Origin of the sequence: Pseudomonas sp. TJI-51, assembly GCF_000190455.2 — a bacterium.
Taxonomy (GTDB): domain Bacteria; phylum Pseudomonadota; class Gammaproteobacteria; order Pseudomonadales; family Pseudomonadaceae; genus Aquipseudomonas; species Aquipseudomonas juntendi.
Genome location: NZ_AEWE02000112.1, coordinates 1 through 18,225 on the forward strand (window position 1 = coordinate 1; position 18,225 = coordinate 18,225).

The window sequence follows — 18,225 nt, forward strand, 5'->3', positions numbered from 1 at the left end:
ATTTTGTCTACACCCTCTTAAACAGGGGCAAAGAGTTTCTGCGCCCATTGAAAATGATCACGAGTGGAGCTGAGAAATGCGGCTGATGTAAGTTTGGACATAGGCGTCCAATTCGCCTATGGAGGCTCGCTCAAGCGCTTGCTGGTGCAGCCTTGAGGTGACGCTCAGCGCCTCCAGATTCGACTCTTCGTCGCCGGCCAGACCCTTGAAGTATTCGGCGTGCTGCTTGCTCTGAAGAAGGCCGAACCGCGCCAGACTCGATTTTCGTTTTCGCAGCGCCTCCAGCACCTGTGCCGAAGGCGTCAGGGTGCAGTTTTCGACCTTGTCTCGCTGTGATTGGACGGCCTCGGTATGGAGGTCGCCAGCGTGGCTTCGATCCAGCAACGCGCCGAGTGGCTGAATGCTCTCCAACAAGTCGCAAGCCCAGGTTTTCAAATCGGTGTTCTGTCCTTCCCTCAGCAGTTGCAGCCCGGGTCGACGACCTTCTTTGGCGACCTTGAGGAAATTTTGATCGGCATGCAGTTGCTCATCACTGCTCAGTCGCGGACTGTCCTGCAACGCGCAAAACAACAAAAACGCATCGAGAAAGCGCATTTGGACAAGATCCATTCCCGCTGGCATAAATGGATTGATGTCCAGGCAGCGCACTTCCACGTATTGAATGCCCCGTGACAACAACGCCTGAAGCGGTCTTTCGCCGATATCTGTCACCCGTTTGGGGCGGATACTGGCGTAGAACTCGTTTTCAATCTGCAGCGTGTGAGTGCTCAGCTGCACTCGTTCGCCCGCCTGGTGAGTCCCCATTTCCTCATAGCCTGGGTGGGGCGTGGAGACCGCACGGTGTAACATTTCCATGTAATTGCCAAGGGTGTCATAACTCGGATTGAGGTCGGATTGGGCTCGGCTTTGATAACCCAGATCGCTCATGCGCAAGCTGGTGGCAAAGGGCAGGTAGAGAGTGTGCTCATCGAGCCGTTCGAGTGCGTGCGCGCTTCCCTTGAGAAAGCTGGACTCCACCGCTGGGGAGGCGCCGAACAGATACATCAGCAACCAGCTGTAGCGTTTGAAATTACGAATCAGGGCCATATAGCACGCTGACTGATAATCCTGCAGGGCCTGCGTATCACCTTCCTCCCGTTGCAGAAGCGCGAAGAGCGCTTCGGGCATCGAGAAGTTGTAATGAATGCCGGCAATGCACTGCATTTTTTTGCCATAGCGCAAGGCCAATCCTTTGCGGTAAAGATATTTCAACTGCCCTGTATGTGAAGTGCCGTAAAAGGCGATCGGTATGTTTTCTTCTTCCGGGAGGGGGCATGGCATGGACAAGCTCCACAGAAATTCCCCTTCAAGGTTGCTGCAAGCGAATCGGTGGATTTGCTCCAGGCAGGCCAAGGATTCCACTGCCCCCGGCATGGCCGGAGTGATGAATTCCAGCAAGGATTCGGAGTAGTCGGTGGTTATCTGCGGATGGGTAAGTGCCGAACCCAGTGCGACAGGGTGCGGTGTCAGTGCAAGGAGTCCCTCGCAATCCACGCGCAAACATTCGCGCTCAATCCCTCTCAGGCATTGACTCAACAGGTCGTAATGGGCCGGTTGCGCCAGCAGCCTTTGTCGACGAAACAGAAGATCACTCAAGGGTCATTCCTGCGCACACAGTTGGGTTGATGAGACCGGTTGTCCTGCTGTTCCAGTCTTTTTTCGGGTCACGCGGTCCACCAGATACACCAGCCCGTGATAATCGATCCCGCCATGCTGGCTCAGGCCAATCTCACAAGTGCGACTGGTGGAAATGCCTTCGCTGCAGTACTGCACCGCATCTTTCAGAGTGCGCAGTGAATGTGCATTCAGTTCGGGAGTGGTGAAGCCCTTGTCGCCGGCAAACCCGCAGCAATGAATGCCTTCGGGGATGACCACGTTGTTGCTGCATTTGCGCGCCAGATCGATCAGCGCCTGGCTTTCACCAAGGTGCTGGGTGCTGCAGGTGACATGCACCGCGATGGGCGCTTCCTGCGGCGTGAACTGCAGTCGATCCATCAGGTGCGTACGAATGAAACGTACCGGGTCGTACAGGTCCAGGCGTACTTCGCCCAGGTCCTGGATCAGGCGCAACGTGCAGGGGCTGGTGTCGCAGTAGATCGGGTCGAGTCCGCCACGGCTGGCGTGGCGCAGAGCGCCAATCAGTTCCTGGCGTTTGTGTTCGGCCTGTTCAGCATAACCCTTAGAGGCGAACGGCTGGCCACAGCAGAGGTTGTCCAGGTTGTCCGGGAAGACCACCTGGTAACCGGCTTTTTCCAGCAGGCCGCGGGTCTTGTCGCACAGCGACATTTGTTCCTTGTCGCCCGCCGCCGGCCCCATCGCCCGTGAAACGCATGCGGCCAGGTACACCACGCGCGGGCGTTCGTCGCTCACTGTCGGGCTGAAGCGAATGGCTTTTTCCGGCTGTGGTATGGCGTTGGTCCATTGCGGAACCTGGCCTTTGGACAAGCGCGTCAAGGTTGCGGATAACTTTGCCAGGCGTGGCGCACCCAGCAACATCCGTGCGCCATTGGCCACGTGCAGGGTGAAACGCGCACCTTGCAGCGCCGTGGCGAAATTTCCCTCCAGCCAGTTGGCAGTTTTCTTATGGGTGGCGTGCTGGCCACGAAGCTTTTTCACCAGCTCGCCGGTGTTGATTCCTACAGGGCAGCGTTGCGCACAAAGACCGGTGGCGGCGCAGGTGTCGATGCCCTGGTATTCGTAGGCCGCTTCGAGTTCGCGGGTGTCGACCCCGGCGCGTTTCTTCGCCTGGATGTCCCGCCAGATCACGATCCGCTGGCGCGGGCTCAAGGTCAGGCCTTTGGAGGGGCAGACCGGCTCGCAGAAGCCGCATTCGATGCACTTGTCGATGATCTCGTCGGCGGCCGGCAGCGGTTTCAGATGCTTGAGGTGGATTTGCGGGTCTTCGCTGAGCACCACGTCCGGATTGAGAATGCCGTTGGGATCGAGCAGGCGCTTGAGCTGCCACATCAACTGGTAGGCGTCGCTACCCCATTCCAGTTCGACGAAGGGTGCCATGTTGCGCCCGGTACCGTGCTCGGCCTTGAGCGAACCGCCGAACTTGACAGCCACCAGTTGCGCCACGTCGTCCATGAACGCCTGGTAGCGTGCGACTTCTTCCGCGCTGTTGAAGCCCTGGGTGAAGACGAAGTGCAGATTGCCTTCCAGTGCGTGTCCGAAAAGGATCGCTTCGTCGTAGTGATGTTTGTCGAACAGCTCGATCAGCCGGTTCACGCCGAGGGCCAGTTGTTCCACCGGGAAGGTCACGTCCTCGATGATCACCGTGGTTCCGGTTTTGCGCACCGCGCCGACGGCGGGGAAGGTGTCCTTGCGGATCGCCCAGAGCCGGGCGTTTTCCAGCGGGTCTTCGGTGAAATCGATTTGCTTCTCTACCGGGAACGAAGACAGCGACGCCATGATCTGCGCCAGCTGTTCCTGCAACAACGAGGTAGATGCCGCGCGGGATTCGATCAGCAGGGCGCAGGCATTGTTCGACAGCTGTTGTACGAAAGCGTGCATGCCGGGCTTGTTCTGCACCGAGCGCAAGCTACGGCGGTCCAACAACTCTACCGCTGACACCGGTTGGCTTTTGAGCACGGTGACGGCGTTGCAGCAGGTTTCCACATCCGGGAATACGATCAGCGCCGAGGCCTTGTTCGGGTGATCGATCACCGTGTCGTAGGTCACTGCGCTGATGAAGCCGAGGGTGCCTTCGGAGCCCACCAGCAAGTGGCTCAGGATATCCACAGGTTCGTCATAATCCACCAGGGCGTTGAGTGACAGGCCGGTGGTATTTTTCAGACGGTATTTGTGGCAAATTCTCGCGGCCAGTTCGGCATTGGCGCGGGTCTCGCGGCCCAAGGTCGCGAGGCGCTCCAGCAGGTCGCCATGACTGGCGCGAAACGCCGCGATACTGGTGGCGTCTTCGGTATCGAGACGGCTGCCGTCGGCCAGCACCAGACGAATGCCGGCCAGGGTGTGATAGGTGTTTTGCGCCGTGCCGCAGCACATGCCGCTGGCATTGTTGGCCACGATGCCGCCGATTTTGCAGGCGTTGATCGAGGCCGGGTCCGGGCCGATCTTGCGCCCGAACGGTGCCAGCCAGGCATTGGCCTGCGCGCCGATCACCCCCGGTTGCAAGCGGATCTGTGTGCCTTGGCCACGGATCTCGCGACCGTTCCAGTTATCCCCAAGCACGATCAACACCGAATCGCTGATGGCTTGCCCGGACAGGCTGGTGCCGGCGGCGCGGAAGGTCACGGGAACCCGGTCGCGCTGTGCCAATTGCAGCAGCGCCACCACTTCATCTTCGGACTCGACGCGAATCACCAGTTGCGGAATCAGGCGATAGAAGCTGGCATCCGTTCCGAAAGCCAGGATGGACAGATCGTCATCGAATCGCCGCGCACGCGGAATTATTGTATTTACAGCTTCACGAAATCTGACAGGCAGGCTCACAGATCCTCCGGCGAGGTGGGGCAGGGCAATGACTCATCTCAGTGGCAACAAGCCCCTGGTTGAGCAGGCCTGCATTTTTGTGATCGTTGTATCGATCTTCGTTCGTTTTTCCTGGAACACCGGGCCTTTGACGGCTTGGGTGTAAACACGGCCATTAGCCGGTTGCAGAGAGATTGAAGGGCGATTGCAGGTAGGGTGATGATCCTTGTTCCAGATCATGCAGGTATCGCGCAGCGGGAGGGTAATAGCCTGGTACTACGATGCGTTGCGCGTTCGAAGTTCCAGACCCGTCGTGGTGATGGAGGTATTTCCTGACGGGTTGTAAACGCTAAAAAAACGCTGGGCAAAATCCCGCCAAGGGTCATAATGAAACGCTCTAATTCAATCACTGTATCGCACTGATTACCCAAAAAACACGGAATGTCCAAGAGGGTTGCGCTCTCCCTTTAATGCACGCATTAACCTGTGGGGTGATGTGAAATGCTTAAGCGCATTTTTGTCAGCATCATTGGTATAGGGGTTGCCGGAGCTGTATTGTTCGGAATTTACGCTTGGCATCCGGAAATCGGATCCATTACACCCCCGACCAGGAACCTATTCCCTTCGGACATGGTCGAGCACGGCAAAATCATGGCCGCTGCCGGTTACTGCCGTACTTGTCAAACTACCCCGGGTGGTCAGGAGTACGCGGGTAACTATCAGATGAACACCCAGTTCGGTGCCATCTACTCCAGCAACATCACTCCGGCCCCTGACACGGGTATCGGTCGTTGGTCAGAAGAGGCGTTTATCCGCGCCATGCGTGCCGGTGTCAGCCGCGATGGTCATCACTTGTTGCCGGCGTTCCCGTTCGAGCACTTCAATAAAATGACGAATGACGTTATCAAGGCTGTCTATGCCTTCCTCATGTCATCCGTGCCGGCGATCAATCAGCAGAAGAAGGAAAACGGTATTCCGTTTCCGATCAATCTTCGCTTTCTGCAAGCAGGCTGGAAACTGCTGTTCGCCAACACCGATCCGTTTGAAAAGCGTAGCGACAAGTCTGAGGAATGGAACCGCGGTGCCTATTTGGCCCAGGGAATCAGCCACTGCGGTGCCTGCCATACGCCACGTAATGCGCTGGGGGGCGAAAAATACAGTCACATGTAAGAAGGCGCATCGATTGACGGCTGGGTCGCACCATCGCTGACCCGCACCAGCATGTCGCCGCTGCCTTGGCGAGTGCAGGACTTCCATGAATACCTGCGTACTGGCAACTCTCTATTCCACGGCAGTGCCGCTGGCCCGATGGCGCCTGTCGTGCATGAGGGCTTGTCTGCCTTGCCTGACGCGGATATCAAAGCGTTGAGTGTTTACTTTGGCGAGTTGGCGGGTGACAACAACAACGAACCAGCGGCCAGTCCTAAACTCCAGACCGCTGACCAGGCACAGCACAAGACCACAGACTTGCGGATCGATCATGGTGCCCGGCTGTATAACAGCACCTGTTCTGCTTGCCACTACAGCAGTAGCCAGCTGGTGAAAGGTCGTCCGTTGCTGGCCCTGGGCAGCGCTACTCATCTTGACGACCCGAGTAATCTGATCAACGTCATACTCGATGGCTTCAGAAGCGATCAAGGGATTCGCGGTGTGGTCATGCCTCAGTTCCGCGAAGCGCTCAATGATGACGACATAACAGCCATTGCCACTTACCTGCGACAAACGGCGAATGAACAGCCATGGCCGATCTGAAACAGAAAGTCGCTGAGATTCGTCGTCAGCCCCGGTTTGAGCATTAATTCGCGGGAGGAGTGAGCCATGGCCAGGTTTATGTTGAACGGCAAGCCAACAGTTGCCGACGTGGACACAGACATGCCTCTTCTGTGGGTTATCCGTGACGAATTGAACATGACCGGCACCAAGTTCGGTTGCGGTATTGGTGCCTGCGGTGCTTGCACCGTACACGTTGGTGGCCGAGCCACCCGTTCCTGTATCACGCCTGTCTCCGCCGTGGTGGGTGCCAGTGTCACCACCATCGAAGGCTTGTCCGAGCAAGGCAATCATCCGTTGCAGGTGGCCTGGCATAAATTGCAGGTACCACAGTGTGGCTACTGCCAGCCTGGTCAGATCATGCAGGCCGCCGCGCTGCTGAGCGACTTTCCCGATCCGACCGATGCAGATATCGATGCGGTGATGAGTGGCAACGTCTGCCGCTGCATGACTTACGTACGCATCCGCAAAGCGATTCATAAAGCGGCTGCTGCAATGAGGCAGGAGGTCAACGATGAGCGCGCTGTTTAATACGGGCGGACCAACAGGCATGACTCGCCGTGGCTTTCTGGTTGCCATGACCCTGGCGGGGCTCAGCTTTGGCTTTCCACGCGGCGTGTTAGCGGCCATGGATCCTGCGACGACCGATGACGCGGCGCTACCCAGTGAAGGCGCAATCTACGAACCTTCGGTGTGGTACTCCATCGACAACGCCGGCAAGGTCAAGGTCAAGGTCAACATCATTCGGGTCGAAATGGGCCAGCACGTGGGGTACTTCCATCGCCCGAATCCTTGCGGACGAATTGGAGGTGTCTTGGGAAAATGTGGAAATCGTCCATGTGGACAGTGCCAGGAAATGGGGCCTGATGGTGACCGGCGGGAGTTGGTCGGTGTCCCAGAGCTGGCCGGTTTACTGTCAGGCCGGTGCTGCCGGACGGGTGGCATTGATTGAAGCTGCTGCCAAAAAATGGGGCGTTTCGCCCGATTCCTGTGTGGCCCGCGGCGGTAGGGTGGTTTGCGGAAAACAGGAAATTTCCTACGCCGAACTGGTCACCTTGGGCGTGACCCGTGAGTTCAGCGAAGCGGAGCTGAAAGCGCTGCCACTGAAGGCCGATGCCGACCTGAGGCTGGTGGGTAAACCGGTCACTTCGCTGGACATTGCCAACAAAACCACGGGTGACGCCGTCTTCGGTATCGACGCCAGAGTTGAGGGCATGGTGTATGCCAGCCCGTTGCTGCCACCGACCCGATATGGTGTTGGCGCTGACGCCGAATTGACCCAGTTGCCGAGATGTCACTGACCTAGGCTGATTCCTCGAAAAACATTGGTTGTGCAGAGTTTGTGCTGATTTAGAGGTGGGGCAGTCTTACGTCGGCACGTGGGTCAATTCGGCATCGCCCTCAAGAAGGCTGACCTTTGTGGATGCCCCATTGTCCTATAGCGGCTCGATTTTCCTATCGGTTAGCGAGACATCCAGCCTATCGTTGCCACGAGGTCTTCGTCACTGCAGTCACTGCAGAGCCCACGTGGTGGCATGACACTCAATCCATTCACTACGTTTTTGAGTAGTGCCTCTTGCCCTTGAGCAAGGCGAGGTTTCCACGCAGCTGCATCACCTTTCTTGGGCGCGTTTGGGAGTTGGCCGTTGTGGCACATGGCGCAGGATTTTGCGAATACGGCCTCAGGCTCTTGAGCTGCCTGGGCAGAAGCAATCATGAAGGCTGTAGCGGCAATCAGCAGTGTTTTTCTCATAGATGATCCTCTTGTTGTTGTTCAGAAATTGTCTTTCCACTTGCGCATTGCAGCGAAGCATTCCTCGGCGGATCTGATGGTCAGCCCCGCGTGACGTTCGATAGCCTCAACGATCTTCGCTTCCCGTACGCGGAGGAACGGGTTAAATGCACGCTCAACGCCGATTCGGGTCGGTAAGGTGCACTCACCGCGGTCACGGATTTCGCAGACCTCGGCCAAGCGCTCGGCGATTTGCTGATTGTCTGGGTCAACAGCCAATGCAAAACGCAGGTTGGAGAGGGTGTACTCGTGTGCACAGTAGACTTGCGTCTGCTCCGGTAGCGCTGCAAGGCATTCGAGCGAGGTCAGCATCTGCAGCGGCGTACCCTCGAACAGGCGCCCACAACCGGCGCTGAACAGCGTGTCGCCGCTGAACAGCACATTCTCATCAACCAGGTGGTAAGCCAAGTGTCCGGAAGTATGGCCAGGCACCCCGATCACGTTGATGGTACGTCCCAATACCTGGATCAGATCACCATCCTTGAGTGGCCGATCCCTATAGGGGATCGGCTCGTTTTCCGGGCCATGGACGAGAAGGTCGAAGGCAGACTTCAGCTTCTCGATACCGCCCACATGGTCACTGTGGTGGTGAGTGATCAGTACATCAGTGAGCACCCAACCAGGATGCTCAGCCAGCCAGGCTTGAACTGGCCCGGCATCACCTGGATCTACGACTGCACAGGCCTGGTTTGAGTGATCAGCCAGAAGCCAGATGTAGTTGTCGGTGAATGCCGGGAGAGCGCAAATCTCCAAACGGTTGTCGGGAGTAGTAGTCATGCCGCATGCGTCCTTAAGGCATCGGCAATGTACTCAGCCTGACGGATCGCGAGGCTGACGATCGTCAGGGTAGGGTTCTCGGCTGCGCTGGTGGTGAACTGACTGCCATCCGAAATGAAGAGATTCGGGACTTCATGGCTTTGCCCGTATTTATTGCAGACGCCATCAGCTTCCTTGTGGCTCATGCGACATGTGCCCATGTTATGAGTCGAGGGGTAGGGTGGTACTCGATGCGTCTTCAGTGCTCCGACGGCCTCATAGACCGCACTACCTTGCTGATAGGCATGCTCTCGCATGGCGATATCGTTGGGGTGGTCGTCGTAGTGCACGTTGGCCACTGGAATGCCGAAGCGGTCTTTGACGGTATCGCTCAGGGTGATGCGATTGGTTTCCCGGGGCATGTCCTCACCGACCAGCCACATGCCAGCCAGATGCGTGTAGTTGTCCATGACGCGGGTGAAGTCGCGCCCCCAGGCGCCGGGGTTGAAGAACGCAGCCATGAAGGAAAGGCCGAGCGAGATGGTTTCCATCTCGTAGCCACCGACAAAGCCTCGGTCGGGATTGAAGTGCACCTCATCACCGATTAGGCCGGCCATGATGGTGCCGCGGTAGAAGTGCACCGGATCCTTGAACTCCGCAAACACTGAGCCGGTGGTATGGCGCATGTAGTGCTTACCAACCATCCCTGAACCGTTGCCAATCCCATGAGGGAACAATGTGCTGGTCGAATTCAACAGCAAGCGGGGCGTTTCGATGGCATTGCCTGCGACCGCAACAAGACGCGCTTTCTGGCGTTGCAGTCGTCCCTGCGCATCCGCGTAGACCACTCCAGTCGCGCGTCCCTTGGCATCGTGCTCGATCTTCACTGCGTGCGCCTGCGTGCGGAGCTCGAGCTTACCTGTGGCTTCCGCTGCTGGAATCTCGGTGTACAGCGTTGACCACTTTGCCCCCATCTTGCAGCCCTGGAAGCAGAATCCGAGTTGCATGCATTGAGCACGTCCTGCGCGAGCACGGCTGTTGATCGCCATGTGGCCGGTACTGCATTTCTTGTAACCAAGCTTGCGAGCACCGTTGTACATCACCTGGAAATTGTTGTTTCCCGGCAGTCCAGGAATGTCGTTGGTGCGCGTCACGCCCATCTTGTCTTCTGCCCTTGCATAGAAGGGCTCCAATTCTGCAAGCGTCAGTGGCCAGTCGAGCAGATTCGCGTCTTTGATGTCGCCGTAGGTCTGCCGCGCTCGGAATTCATGCTCCTGGAATCGAAGGCTGGCACCTGCCCAGTGAGTGGTGGTTCCACCGACGGTTTTACAGATCCAGGCGGGGAGATTCGGGAAGTCCTTGGCGATCTGCCACGAGCCCGAGGTAGTGCGAGTATCGCCCCAGGACAATTGCTCGAATGAAGGCCATTCGTCATTGATGAATGTGGCAGAGGATTGGCGCTGTCCAGCTTCCAGCAGAACGACTGGAATACCCTTCTGGCACAGTTCATTGGCCAGTGTCCCGCCACCCGCACCAGAGCCGATGATCACCACTACCGAGTCGTCGTCGAAATTGAATGTAGTCATGTACGCATCCTCAGGAAAAGGCGGGGGGACTGGCTTCGGTAGGGGCAGCAGGCAGCCATTTCAGATCGTTGAAGCCGCGCATCAAGTAGCCGCCTTTGGGGAAGGAGGCGCCCTCGTAGCCAAAGTGCTGGTAGGCGAGTTCATTGCTGTAAAGAGCATTGACCGATACTGATCTGATCAGGGTGAAAAACGGGGTGGTCTGGATGGACTCCAGCAAGGCCAATTGGCGTGGCTCATCCAGATTCAGCCAGGCGCCGTCGGCAGACTTGTCCAGCTCGTTCAAACCTTGTTCAAGCAGGGGAAGAATGGAGGGGTCAGTAACGGCGCGGTCGTCCAGTGCTTTGATCGCAAAGGCGTACACAGCGTCTTCCATCTGATCGTGAGGGTAGATCCGGCGCACCACAACGATCAGTCGTGCGGCTTGATCGTTGTTCAGCATTTTCATCTCGAGCGCCCAGGTTTTACTGGGGGCGAGCAGGGCAATGGGGCCGGAGGTGAAAAGCAACGTGCCCAAGAGAATTCCGCCGCTGCCTTTCAGAAAGCTACGGCGGCTGGCTTGTATATCCTGCATGCTGTTCTCCTTGTTGTTGTTATTAGGAGCCTGACATCACGGGTGCTGCTTTGTTGGGGAGTGGCGTTTTTCCGCGCTGTATTAATAGACGACGCCTAGGCGTCTGATGCTTGTGGTTGCGTTACTGGTAGTGGCCGGCGCGCTGCAGCACCTCAATCTTGTAGCCGTCGGGGTCTTGGATGAAGAAGAAGCGAGCGAGCATCTCCTCGCCACGTTTGAATTCCTTGATGGGGGCAGGTGAGAGCCCTATTTCGCTCAAGCGAGCGTGATGGAGATCAAGGTCTTCTACTGCGAAGGCGACATGGCCATAGCCACTGCCGTGGGTGTAGCTGTCTTGGCCCTTGTTCCAGGTCAGTTCGATTTCGGCGCCGCTTTGCTGGTCGCGCAGGTACACGAGGGAGAAATCGTCGAACTCAAGGCGATGGGATTCCTGCAGGTCGAATGCTTGTCCGTAGAAACTCATGGAGGCATCCAGGTCACCTACGCGGATCATGGTGTGGAGGAATTTCGACATTATCAGGCTTTCCTGTGGTGTTGTTATGCACTCAAGATGGCAGAATGAAAATCTGGTGGGTAATAAGTGGCTATTACGTGCGCCTCGGCAGCGAAATGGGCACGTGTAATAGCGGTGTATTACCCGCGTGATGCCTTGGGAAGGTAGCTTCAGGTGTGGGCATATGCCCACGACGCGACTTAGCCAGGTGAAACCAGCGGAGGCATCATGTGTGAGCTGTACGTGAAGGCAGACCCGATTCTCTATGAATCGCGCTCGCGCTCCTTGCGCATCCGGGGCGTGGTTACCACCCTGCGTCTAGAAAACCAGTTCTGGGACATCCTGACCGAGATCGCTTCAGCGGATGGTGTCAGCACGAACCAACTCATCGCTAAGCTGTACGAGGAAGTCATGGATTACCGGGGAGAAGTGGTGAATTTTGCCTCGTTCTTGAGGGTGAGCTGCACCCGCTACCTCAGCCAAAAGCAGGTGGCCAATAGGGTGGTGCCACTTTCGATCGCAGCGGGGTAAGTGAACTGCCTCGTGACGGTGTCCTGGCAGGTGCTCATCTGCCGGCAACCGACCACTCTTAGGCGCACCTCACAGGAGGCGAGAGTATTAGGCAACGTGCTGACGAGGCTGTTTTTAGGGTAGGGCGTGTGGCACGGCTTCTTATTGGCATATTCCAACTGCAGAGGCGTTACCTTTGGCGAATTACGATTTCCAAGAGCTGCTGGCCCGTTTGAACCATTTGGAGGACACCGATCCAGGTGCAGCAATCAGGGAAGCGCGAAGAATCGTCGCTGATGGCCCACAGGCGCCAAACCTTAAGGTTATTCAGGCTGCGGCTCTGGTAAACGCAGGTGTGTTGATTCAGGCGCGCGACGCTGTTGAGGAAGGACTTGCACTGTACCGAGAGCTTCATTCGACCTTCCCAACCCCTGATGTGAAGTTCAACCTGGCCACGGCAATAATCAGTGCAGCGGCTTTCACCAGCGAAGAAGGTGATCGGCTAGACCCACCTCGAATCTACCAAGGCCCTGCGGGCTGAAGCCCGTGGCTACTTCTGGCACGTGGCTCAGAACACTGAGGCTGCAGATGCCATTCGCACACAGAGTTGGACGAACCTTGCTAATCAGCTGGAAGGAAGCTTCCGCTTCAGTGAAGCCCATGACGCCCGATTGGCAGCGCTGAAGCTAGACCCAGGGAATGGCGTAGCTGCGGCGTCCGCAATACGCTATCTGTTGAGCTGTTACCACCAAGGCCTGTGTTCCGACCTCGCTATCCACGAAGCCTCAGCGCTTGCCCAGGTCGCGAGATCAAATCGAGACCGTATCATTGAATACGCAGGCTTGCAGGCAGCCAACAGTAAGCGTCCGGTGAACTCACCTTACGAACTCCAGCTTTTAGGGCGATGGTGTCCGGGTATTTTTAAGCGGACGCGATCGCCCTTATCGCCAGGATTTCCATGCGCCAACGAAGCTCTTATCCGAAACCATTCAAAGCCCAGGTCGTTCAGGAATGCCTGCAACCTGGGGCAACCGTATCGAGTGTCGCCATCAGCCACGGCATCAATGCCAATGTCATCCGCAAATGGATGCCGCTCTATCGAGACCAGCCCGCAGCGACTTCACTACCGGCGTTCGTTCCGCTAAAAGCCGCACCTAAACGGCCAGCCGAAGCCTCAGTGATCATCGAGTTGCCCATGGCCGGCCAATTGATCACAGTGAGATGGCCAGCCTCGGATCCCGAGGGCTGTGCGCAATTTATCCGGGCTGTCGCTCAATGATCCGCATTGATGCAATCTGGCTGGCCACCGAGCCGATGGACATGCGCGCCGGTACCGAAACGGCTTTGGCCCGGGTGATCGCGGTGTTCGGTGCGGCGAAGCCGCACTGCGCTTATCTGTTCGCCAATCGCCGTGCTAACCGGATGAAAGTGCTGGTGCACGATGGCGTGGGCGTCTGGCTTGCCGCGCGGCGCCTGAATCAAGGCAAGTTTCACTGGCCCGGAATTCGCCACGGCTGTGAGGTCGAACTCGACAGCGAGCAACTCCAGGCGTTGGTGCTGGGCCTGCCGTGGCAGCGGGTCGGCTCAGGCGGCGTGATCAGCATGCTGTAACCGCCGGCCATTTGGCCGGTCTGCTTGTCGTCGTTTCGGGCCTGCTCTGGCACAATCGGCGGCATGACTTTCTTGCCCAACCTCGACCAGATGACTCCGGAACAGCTTCGTGCCTTGGCGGCACAGGCGTTGCAATTGCAGTCCCAAGTCGAGGCGATGAGCAGGAAGATCCAGAACGATGAAATTCTCATCGAACAGTTCAAGTTCGAAATCGCCCTGCTCAAGCGCCACAAGTTTGCCAAGCCCAGCGAGCAGATCAGCCCAGCACAAGACAGCTTGCTGGATGACCTCCTCGACACAGACCTTGAAGCTATCGAAGAAGAGCTGAAAAAGCTCATCCCAGCTTCACCACAGGCCGAGCCACGGCAATCCCCGAAACGTGCGCCCTTGCCGCCGCAGTTTCCACGTACGGTGATTCGTCACGAACCCGAAAACACTCAGTGCGCCTGTGGCTGCCAGCTTCAACGCATCGGCGAAGACGTCAGCGAAAAGCTGGATTACACGCCTGGTGTGTTTACCGTCGAGCAACATGTACGTGGCAAATGGGCCTGCCGCCAGTGCGAAATACTGATCCAGGCGCCGGTGCCAGCGCAGGTTATCGACAAAGGTAGCCCAACCGCAGGTTTGCTGGCCCACGTAATGGTGGCCAAGTTTGCCGATCACTTGCCGCTGTATCGGCAGGAGAAAATCTTTGGCCGCGCCGGGCTGGCAATCGCTCGCTCGACCTTGGCCCAATGGGTTGGACAAACCGGCGTGCGGCTCCAGCCGTTGGTCGATGCATTGCGTGAGGCGTTGCTGAAGCAGGGCGTGATTCATGCTGATGAAACGCCCGTGCAAATGCTTGCACCGGGCGAGAAGAAAACCCACCGGGCCTACGTCTGGGCCTACAGCACGACGCCGTTTTCGGCCCTCAAAGCCGTGGTTTACGACTTCAGCTCAAGCCGTGCTGGCGAACATGCGCGCAACTTCCTCGGCGACTGGAACGGCAAGTTGGTCTGCGATGACTTCGCTGGCTACAAAGCTGGCTTTGAGCAAGGCATCACTGAAATCGGCTGCATGGCCCACGCCCGTCGCAAGTTTTTCGATTTGCATGTGGCGAACAAAAGCCAGTTGGCCGAACAGGCGTTGCATTCGATTGGCGGTTTATACGAGATCGAGCGCCAGGCACGGGACATGAGCGATGAAGATCGGTGGCGATTACGTCAGGAGTTGGCGGTACCGATCAGCAAAACACTGCATGAGTGGATGTTGGCCCAGCGCGACTTGGTGCCCAACGGATCAGCCACGGCCAAAGCCCTCGACTACAGCCTGAAACGCTGGGTAGCGCTGACGCGCTACTAAGACGATGGGGCTGTGCCCATCGACAACAACCAAGTCGAGAACCAGATAAGGCCATGGGCACTCGGGCGCTCGAACTGGCTGTTTGCCGGGTCGCTACGCAGCGGTAAGCGGGCGGCTGCGATCATGAGCCTGATCCAATCAGCGCGCATGAATGGGCATGATCCGTATGCCTATCTCAAGAATGTGCTGACGCGGCTGCCGACGCAGCGGGCCAGCGAGATTGAGCAGTTGCTGCCGCATCAGTGGGTGCCAGCCTGACTTGCACAAGGTGAGTTGGGCGGACGCTTACTTTCCGGCACCTGCTGGAGATGCAACAACTCGCGGCAGGGATTCTGGAAACCATCAACAACTATTTGCAAGACAAAGGGAGGTCTGTCGCTACGCCAGGGTACGATTGTCGATGCCACCATCATCCACGCGCCCAGTTCGACCAAGAACAAGGATGGCAAGCGCGATCCGGAAATGCACCAGACGAAGATGTATAGTCAGCCCACCTCCTGCAACGCAGTTTGATGAACGGTAAAGCATGCTTGCGCTAATGTATCCGGGCTCGTGGTGAGCACGTTCATTAGCGCTCGGCCCTTGATGAGAAGTCGCTCCCAATTGTCCTTGATAAAGGGATCAGCTTTAAAAACTATCTTCGTTTTCAGGTTTTCAGTTGGGATGTCTGCCGTTTATCGTCATCATCACTGTCGTCGCAAAAGCCGGTGGTAAGTCGGTTAGGTCAAGCCATCTGTTTCACGTTGTAGCTGCCGCCTCGGGCTAATACTGCCCAGACGATTCTTGTCGTCTTGTTGGCCAGCGCACAGGCGACTTTGTTCGGGGGCTTGCGAGCCAAAAGATTTCTTACCCAAGCTCCGAGTGCATCGTCACGCTTGTCGATTCGTATCATCAGTGCGTGAGCGCCTTGCACCAGCAGGCAGCGCAGATACTTGTCGCCGCGCTTGCTGATGCCAAGCAAGCTCGTCTTGCCACCGCTTGAATACTGTCGAGGCACCAACCCGAGTGACGCGGCAAAGTCGCGTGAGCGTTTGTAAGTCGAAGCGTCACCGACATCGGCCACCAGCGCGCTAGTGGTGAGAGGGCCGATGCCGGGGATGCTCAGCAAGCGCATGCCGGCGGCGTCCTCAGACAACTGCTGTTTGATCTCGACATCGATCCCCTTGATATCTCTCGTCAGGCGTTGAATATCGAGCAGCATTCGCTCAACCGCATTACGCAGTCGAATCGGCAGCTCATGGCGTTCCATCAAAGCGGGCACCTGCTCCAGAGCAGCATGTCCAATGGGGAAAATGATCCTGAGCTCCAGCAGGACACCGTGCACCTGGTTGATGATTCGCGTGCGATTATCCACCCAAGACTTGCGCAGCTTGTGCTCAGTCGACAGGATCTGCTGCTCAAGGGTCTTTACTGGAACCGAGCGGGTTCTGGGTCGCGACGCGGCTTCGCAGATGGCCTCTGCATCGATAAAGTCATTCTTGTTGCCAGTGACGTAGGCCTTCACATGCTGCGCCGCGATTAATTGCACGCGGTGGCCCAAGCCCTCGATCTGCCTAGCCAGCCATTACGAACTGCCGCAGGACTCCATGCAATTTTGCAGCTTGGCAACTGCGCCAGATACGGCAGCAATTGGCAACGATTGAGCTTCTTGCGCATGAGCTGATTTCCTCTCGCATCCTGGCCATGCAGGTGGAAGGTGTTCTTGCCGATGTCGATACCTAGAAGCGTTACGGTGTTCATGAGAGATCCTCCTTCGGTCAAGAGAGAAACCCGGTAAGTCTAGACTCACCGGGTTTCTCGAACTGGGCTGACCATCTCATTAAGACAACCAGTACTTCTTCGGCATGAAAGCGCATATCGGAGCCGACGCAGAATCGGGCCTGGTACATCATGTCCATGGCACAGCCGCCAACGTGGCTGACGTGACGGAAGTTTCACATCTACTGCATGGCGCAGCGAACGTCGCCAATGCCGATTCGGGCTATACCGGCGTTGAGAAACGACCGGAGCATGAAGGGCGACCGGCGACCTGGCAGATCGCTGCGCGACGCAGCACCTACAAGCACTTGGGCCAACGCGCGTGCTCTACTCAGCCAAGCGCCAGATCGAGAAGGTCAAGGCGCAGGTACGGGCGAAAGTCGAGCATCCGTTCCGAGTGATCAAGCTTCAGTTCGGCTATGTGAGAACTCGCTTTCGCGGCGTGGCCAAGAACACGGCGCAACTGACGACGTTGTTTGCGCTGGCGAGTCTGTGGATCCATCCGGCCAGCATGGCCGCAAACCAAACTGGGAAATCCACAGTCCTCCGGGTATTCATCCCTGGCCGGTAGCCCCCCACATGGTTGTCTTAGGTGGAAACCTGGATGACTGCTTTTGGCCGATTCTGTTGAAAAAGTCTCGTAGCGTCGCTCGCCTATGAAAGAAGGTGAGCGACGTTAAAATCTGACTCGCTCAGAAGGCAGAAATGCATTAGATTTTACATAGCAACGCGAAAATTGAGCGCTTTTCGACCTGCTGACAACCCATGTCCGTAAAAATCGACTTTTTCAACAGAATCGGCCGATAGCTGCCCCAGAGTGTCGACAGGTTTCGTCTATTCAAGATGAACCAGTGTCCATCCTCAGCCAACCACTGGGTAGTTAGCATCGCTCCATAAGGTGTCTGGGCTAACCGTTTGGTCGCGGTGGATCTTCTTGCCCATTGTCTCGACTTTCTGATCGAGACTCTCGACACGTTGCATCAACTGCGCCGCCAGAGCGCGCAGTTGTTCAGGGGGCAGTTGGTCGAGATTGGGCAGCGAAGTCATGCCGCCGGTTTTGCCGGAGCAGGCCAAAGCCGACGATAGGCTCATCGGACAATTGCACGGCCCGGGTGAGGTTTATGGCATGCAGATATTGTCATCGTTCTGGGCTAGGGCCTGTTGCAATGTCATCAACCTAAGCTGCAGCCCTGCCCAAGGTAAGCCCCCCGAAGCAGCCAGCTGCCATGGCCGTCGGGCGATGACCAGGCCTCTGCCGCTCAATCAGGCGGTCTAACTGGGCTGGCGGTGATGTGATCATCGTCTGTTCCGGCCCGGCTGTCTAGGCGAGATTTCTCGTTCTCCGGACGAGCCTATGCCGACCGCTTGTGGCCAGCTTTTTTTGCACACGGAGGTTGGGCGGTGGTGTTTCTTCAGCGCGTCGGTTTGTAGCCCCCACAACCTCGGCTGGCTGCGCGTTTGCGTTGGCGCGCAAAGCTACGGCCTGAGCGTACGGCACTGAGGCTTTTAGCCATCAAGGCCAGCACATTGCTCAGCCCCTGAGCACTGAATCGCCCCTGGTTTC

Annotated in this window: 16 protein-coding genes and 6 pseudogenes; 12 read left to right on the forward strand and 10 right to left on the reverse strand. The window is 57.3% G+C overall.

Annotation, left to right across the window (positions count from 1 at the left end):
• Positions 1 to 57: 57 nt before the first annotated feature.
• Both gshA and G1E_RS21485 read right to left on the reverse strand, forming a co-directional pair.
• Positions 58 to 1,635 carry a glutamate--cysteine ligase gene (gene gshA / locus G1E_RS21480; protein ID WP_009681568.1) on the reverse strand — a complete coding sequence of 526 codons (1,578 nt, stop codon included), beginning with the start codon at positions 1,633 to 1,635 and terminating at the stop codon, positions 58 to 60.
• 3 nt (positions 1,636 to 1,638) lie between these two features.
• Positions 1,639 to 4,494 (reverse strand): FAD-binding and (Fe-S)-binding domain-containing protein, encoded by a 2,856-nt coding sequence (locus G1E_RS21485; protein WP_009681569.1) that lies wholly within the window; start codon positions 4,492 to 4,494, stop codon positions 1,639 to 1,641.
• 480 nt (positions 4,495 to 4,974) lie between these two features.
• On the opposite strand from G1E_RS21485, the gene G1E_RS28980 reads away from it, so the two are divergent.
• The 5 genes and pseudogenes from G1E_RS28980 (at position 4,975) to G1E_RS29775 (ending at position 7,544) form a co-directional block, all read left to right on the forward strand.
• Positions 4,975 to 5,643 (forward strand): cytochrome c, encoded by a 669-nt coding sequence (locus tag G1E_RS28980; RefSeq protein ID WP_197899466.1) that lies wholly within the window; start codon positions 4,975 to 4,977, stop codon positions 5,641 to 5,643.
• Positions 5,644 to 5,694: 51 nt separating this feature from the next.
• On the forward strand, positions 5,695 to 6,225 hold the full coding sequence (locus tag G1E_RS28985; RefSeq protein ID WP_016486912.1) for a cytochrome c: 531 nt from the start codon (positions 5,695 to 5,697) through the stop codon (positions 6,223 to 6,225).
• A gap of 66 nt (positions 6,226 to 6,291) precedes the next feature.
• Complete coding sequence (locus G1E_RS21495; protein ID WP_009681570.1) at positions 6,292 to 6,774, forward strand: (2Fe-2S)-binding protein; 483 nt, start codon at positions 6,292 to 6,294, stop codon at positions 6,772 to 6,774.
• A 116-nt stretch (positions 6,775 to 6,890) separates the two neighbouring features.
• Positions 6,891 to 7,244 (forward strand): annotated as a pseudogene (locus G1E_RS29770) (hypothetical protein); the annotation flags it as partial.
• Positions 7,245 to 7,253: 9 nt separating this feature from the next.
• Positions 7,254 to 7,544, forward strand: a complete 291-nt coding sequence (locus G1E_RS29775; protein WP_236183105.1) for a hypothetical protein — start codon at positions 7,254 to 7,256, stop codon at positions 7,542 to 7,544.
• 161 nt (positions 7,545 to 7,705) lie between these two features.
• Here G1E_RS29775 and G1E_RS27905 read toward each other — a convergent pair whose 3' ends face one another.
• The 5 genes from G1E_RS27905 to G1E_RS21520 all read right to left on the reverse strand — a co-directional run bounded on the left by G1E_RS27905 (position 7,706) and on the right by G1E_RS21520 (position 11,462).
• Positions 7,706 to 7,996 (reverse strand): cytochrome c5 family protein, encoded by a 291-nt coding sequence (locus G1E_RS27905; protein ID WP_009681572.1) that lies wholly within the window; start codon positions 7,994 to 7,996, stop codon positions 7,706 to 7,708.
• Positions 7,997 to 8,017: 21 nt separating this feature from the next.
• A complete protein-coding gene (gene gloB / locus G1E_RS21505) occupies positions 8,018 to 8,812 on the reverse strand; it encodes a hydroxyacylglutathione hydrolase (protein WP_016486914.1) in 795 nt (264 codons plus the stop codon).
• Positions 8,809 to 10,377: a GMC family oxidoreductase gene (locus tag G1E_RS21510; RefSeq protein ID WP_009681575.1), complete on the reverse strand. Its 1,569-nt coding sequence runs from the start codon at positions 10,375 to 10,377 to the stop codon at positions 8,809 to 8,811. The genes gloB and G1E_RS21510 overlap by 4 nt, the downstream gene beginning before the upstream one ends.
• A 10-nt stretch (positions 10,378 to 10,387) precedes the next feature.
• Complete coding sequence (locus G1E_RS21515; protein WP_009681576.1) at positions 10,388 to 10,948, reverse strand: hypothetical protein; 561 nt, start codon at positions 10,946 to 10,948, stop codon at positions 10,388 to 10,390.
• A 121-nt stretch (positions 10,949 to 11,069) separates the two neighbouring features.
• Positions 11,070 to 11,462 (reverse strand): VOC family protein, encoded by a 393-nt coding sequence (locus G1E_RS21520; protein WP_009681577.1) that lies wholly within the window; start codon positions 11,460 to 11,462, stop codon positions 11,070 to 11,072.
• A gap of 207 nt (positions 11,463 to 11,669) precedes the next feature.
• Between G1E_RS21520 and G1E_RS21525 the strand changes: the two genes are divergently transcribed.
• The 6 genes and pseudogenes from G1E_RS21525 to G1E_RS27920 form a co-directional block, all read left to right on the forward strand.
• Positions 11,670 to 11,972 carry a ribbon-helix-helix domain-containing protein gene (locus G1E_RS21525; RefSeq protein ID WP_009681578.1) on the forward strand — a complete coding sequence of 101 codons (303 nt, stop codon included), beginning with the start codon at positions 11,670 to 11,672 and terminating at the stop codon, positions 11,970 to 11,972.
• 175 nt (positions 11,973 to 12,147) lie between these two features.
• On the forward strand, positions 12,148 to 12,492 hold the full coding sequence (locus tag G1E_RS28450; RefSeq protein ID WP_154211951.1) for a hypothetical protein: 345 nt from the start codon (positions 12,148 to 12,150) through the stop codon (positions 12,490 to 12,492).
• Between the two features lie 417 nt (positions 12,493 to 12,909).
• The gene (locus G1E_RS27915; protein ID WP_009681580.1) at positions 12,910 to 13,230 is read left to right on the forward strand and encodes a transposase; all 321 of its coding nucleotides are present in this window, start codon (positions 12,910 to 12,912) and stop codon (positions 13,228 to 13,230) included.
• Positions 13,227 to 13,562, forward strand: a complete 336-nt coding sequence (gene tnpB, locus G1E_RS29780; protein WP_003189483.1) for an IS66 family insertion sequence element accessory protein TnpB — start codon at positions 13,227 to 13,229, stop codon at positions 13,560 to 13,562. The genes G1E_RS27915 and tnpB overlap by 4 nt, the downstream gene beginning before the upstream one ends.
• Before the next feature lie 63 nt (positions 13,563 to 13,625).
• Positions 13,626 to 15,161, forward strand: a pseudogene (locus tag G1E_RS21540) (IS66 family transposase).
• Between the two features lie 26 nt (positions 15,162 to 15,187).
• A pseudogene (locus G1E_RS27920) lies at positions 15,188 to 15,392 on the forward strand (IS5/IS1182 family transposase); the annotation flags it as partial.
• Positions 15,393 to 15,627: 235 nt separating this feature from the next.
• On the opposite strand, the pseudogene G1E_RS21545 reads toward G1E_RS27920, so the two are convergent.
• Positions 15,628 to 16,643 (reverse strand): annotated as a pseudogene (locus G1E_RS21545) (IS110 family transposase).
• A gap of 86 nt (positions 16,644 to 16,729) precedes the next feature.
• On the opposite strand from G1E_RS21545, the pseudogene G1E_RS27925 reads away from it, so the two are divergent.
• Positions 16,730 to 17,232: pseudogene (locus G1E_RS27925) on the forward strand (transposase); the annotation flags it as partial.
• A gap of 290 nt (positions 17,233 to 17,522) precedes the next feature.
• On the opposite strand, the gene G1E_RS21555 reads toward G1E_RS27925, so the two are convergent.
• On the reverse strand, positions 17,523 to 17,753 hold the full coding sequence (locus G1E_RS21555; RefSeq protein ID WP_009681584.1) for a hypothetical protein: 231 nt from the start codon (positions 17,751 to 17,753) through the stop codon (positions 17,523 to 17,525).
• Between the two features lie 320 nt (positions 17,754 to 18,073).
• A pseudogene (locus tag G1E_RS28455) lies at positions 18,074 to 18,225 on the reverse strand (IS4 family transposase); the annotation flags it as partial.

Excerpts from the sequence above, each read along its gene's own strand:
- G1E_RS28980 (WP_197899466.1), top strand. The coding sequence starts at position 4,975 with ATGCTTAAGCGCATTTTTGTCAGCATCATTGGTATAGGGGTTGCCGGA.
- G1E_RS28985 (WP_016486912.1), top strand. The coding sequence starts at position 5,695 with ATGTCGCCGCTGCCTTGGCGAGTGCAGGACTTCCATGAATACCTGCGT.
- G1E_RS21495 (WP_009681570.1), top strand. The coding sequence starts at position 6,292 with ATGGCCAGGTTTATGTTGAACGGCAAGCCAACAGTTGCCGACGTGGAC.
- G1E_RS27905 (WP_009681572.1), bottom strand. The coding sequence starts at position 7,996 with ATGAGAAAAACACTGCTGATTGCCGCTACAGCCTTCATGATTGCTTCT.
- gloB (WP_016486914.1), bottom strand. The coding sequence starts at position 8,812 with ATGACTACTACTCCCGACAACCGTTTGGAGATTTGCGCTCTCCCGGCA.
- G1E_RS21510 (WP_009681575.1), bottom strand. The coding sequence starts at position 10,377 with ATGACTACATTCAATTTCGACGACGACTCGGTAGTGGTGATCATCGGC.
- G1E_RS21515 (WP_009681576.1), bottom strand. The coding sequence starts at position 10,948 with ATGCAGGATATACAAGCCAGCCGCCGTAGCTTTCTGAAAGGCAGCGGC.
- G1E_RS21520 (WP_009681577.1), bottom strand. The coding sequence starts at position 11,462 with ATGTCGAAATTCCTCCACACCATGATCCGCGTAGGTGACCTGGATGCC.
- G1E_RS21525 (WP_009681578.1), top strand. The coding sequence starts at position 11,670 with ATGTGTGAGCTGTACGTGAAGGCAGACCCGATTCTCTATGAATCGCGC.
- G1E_RS27915 (WP_009681580.1), top strand. The coding sequence starts at position 12,910 with ATGCGCCAACGAAGCTCTTATCCGAAACCATTCAAAGCCCAGGTCGTT.
- tnpB (WP_003189483.1), top strand. The coding sequence starts at position 13,227 with ATGATCCGCATTGATGCAATCTGGCTGGCCACCGAGCCGATGGACATG.
- G1E_RS21555 (WP_009681584.1), bottom strand. The coding sequence starts at position 17,753 with ATGAGCCTATCGTCGGCTTTGGCCTGCTCCGGCAAAACCGGCGGCATG.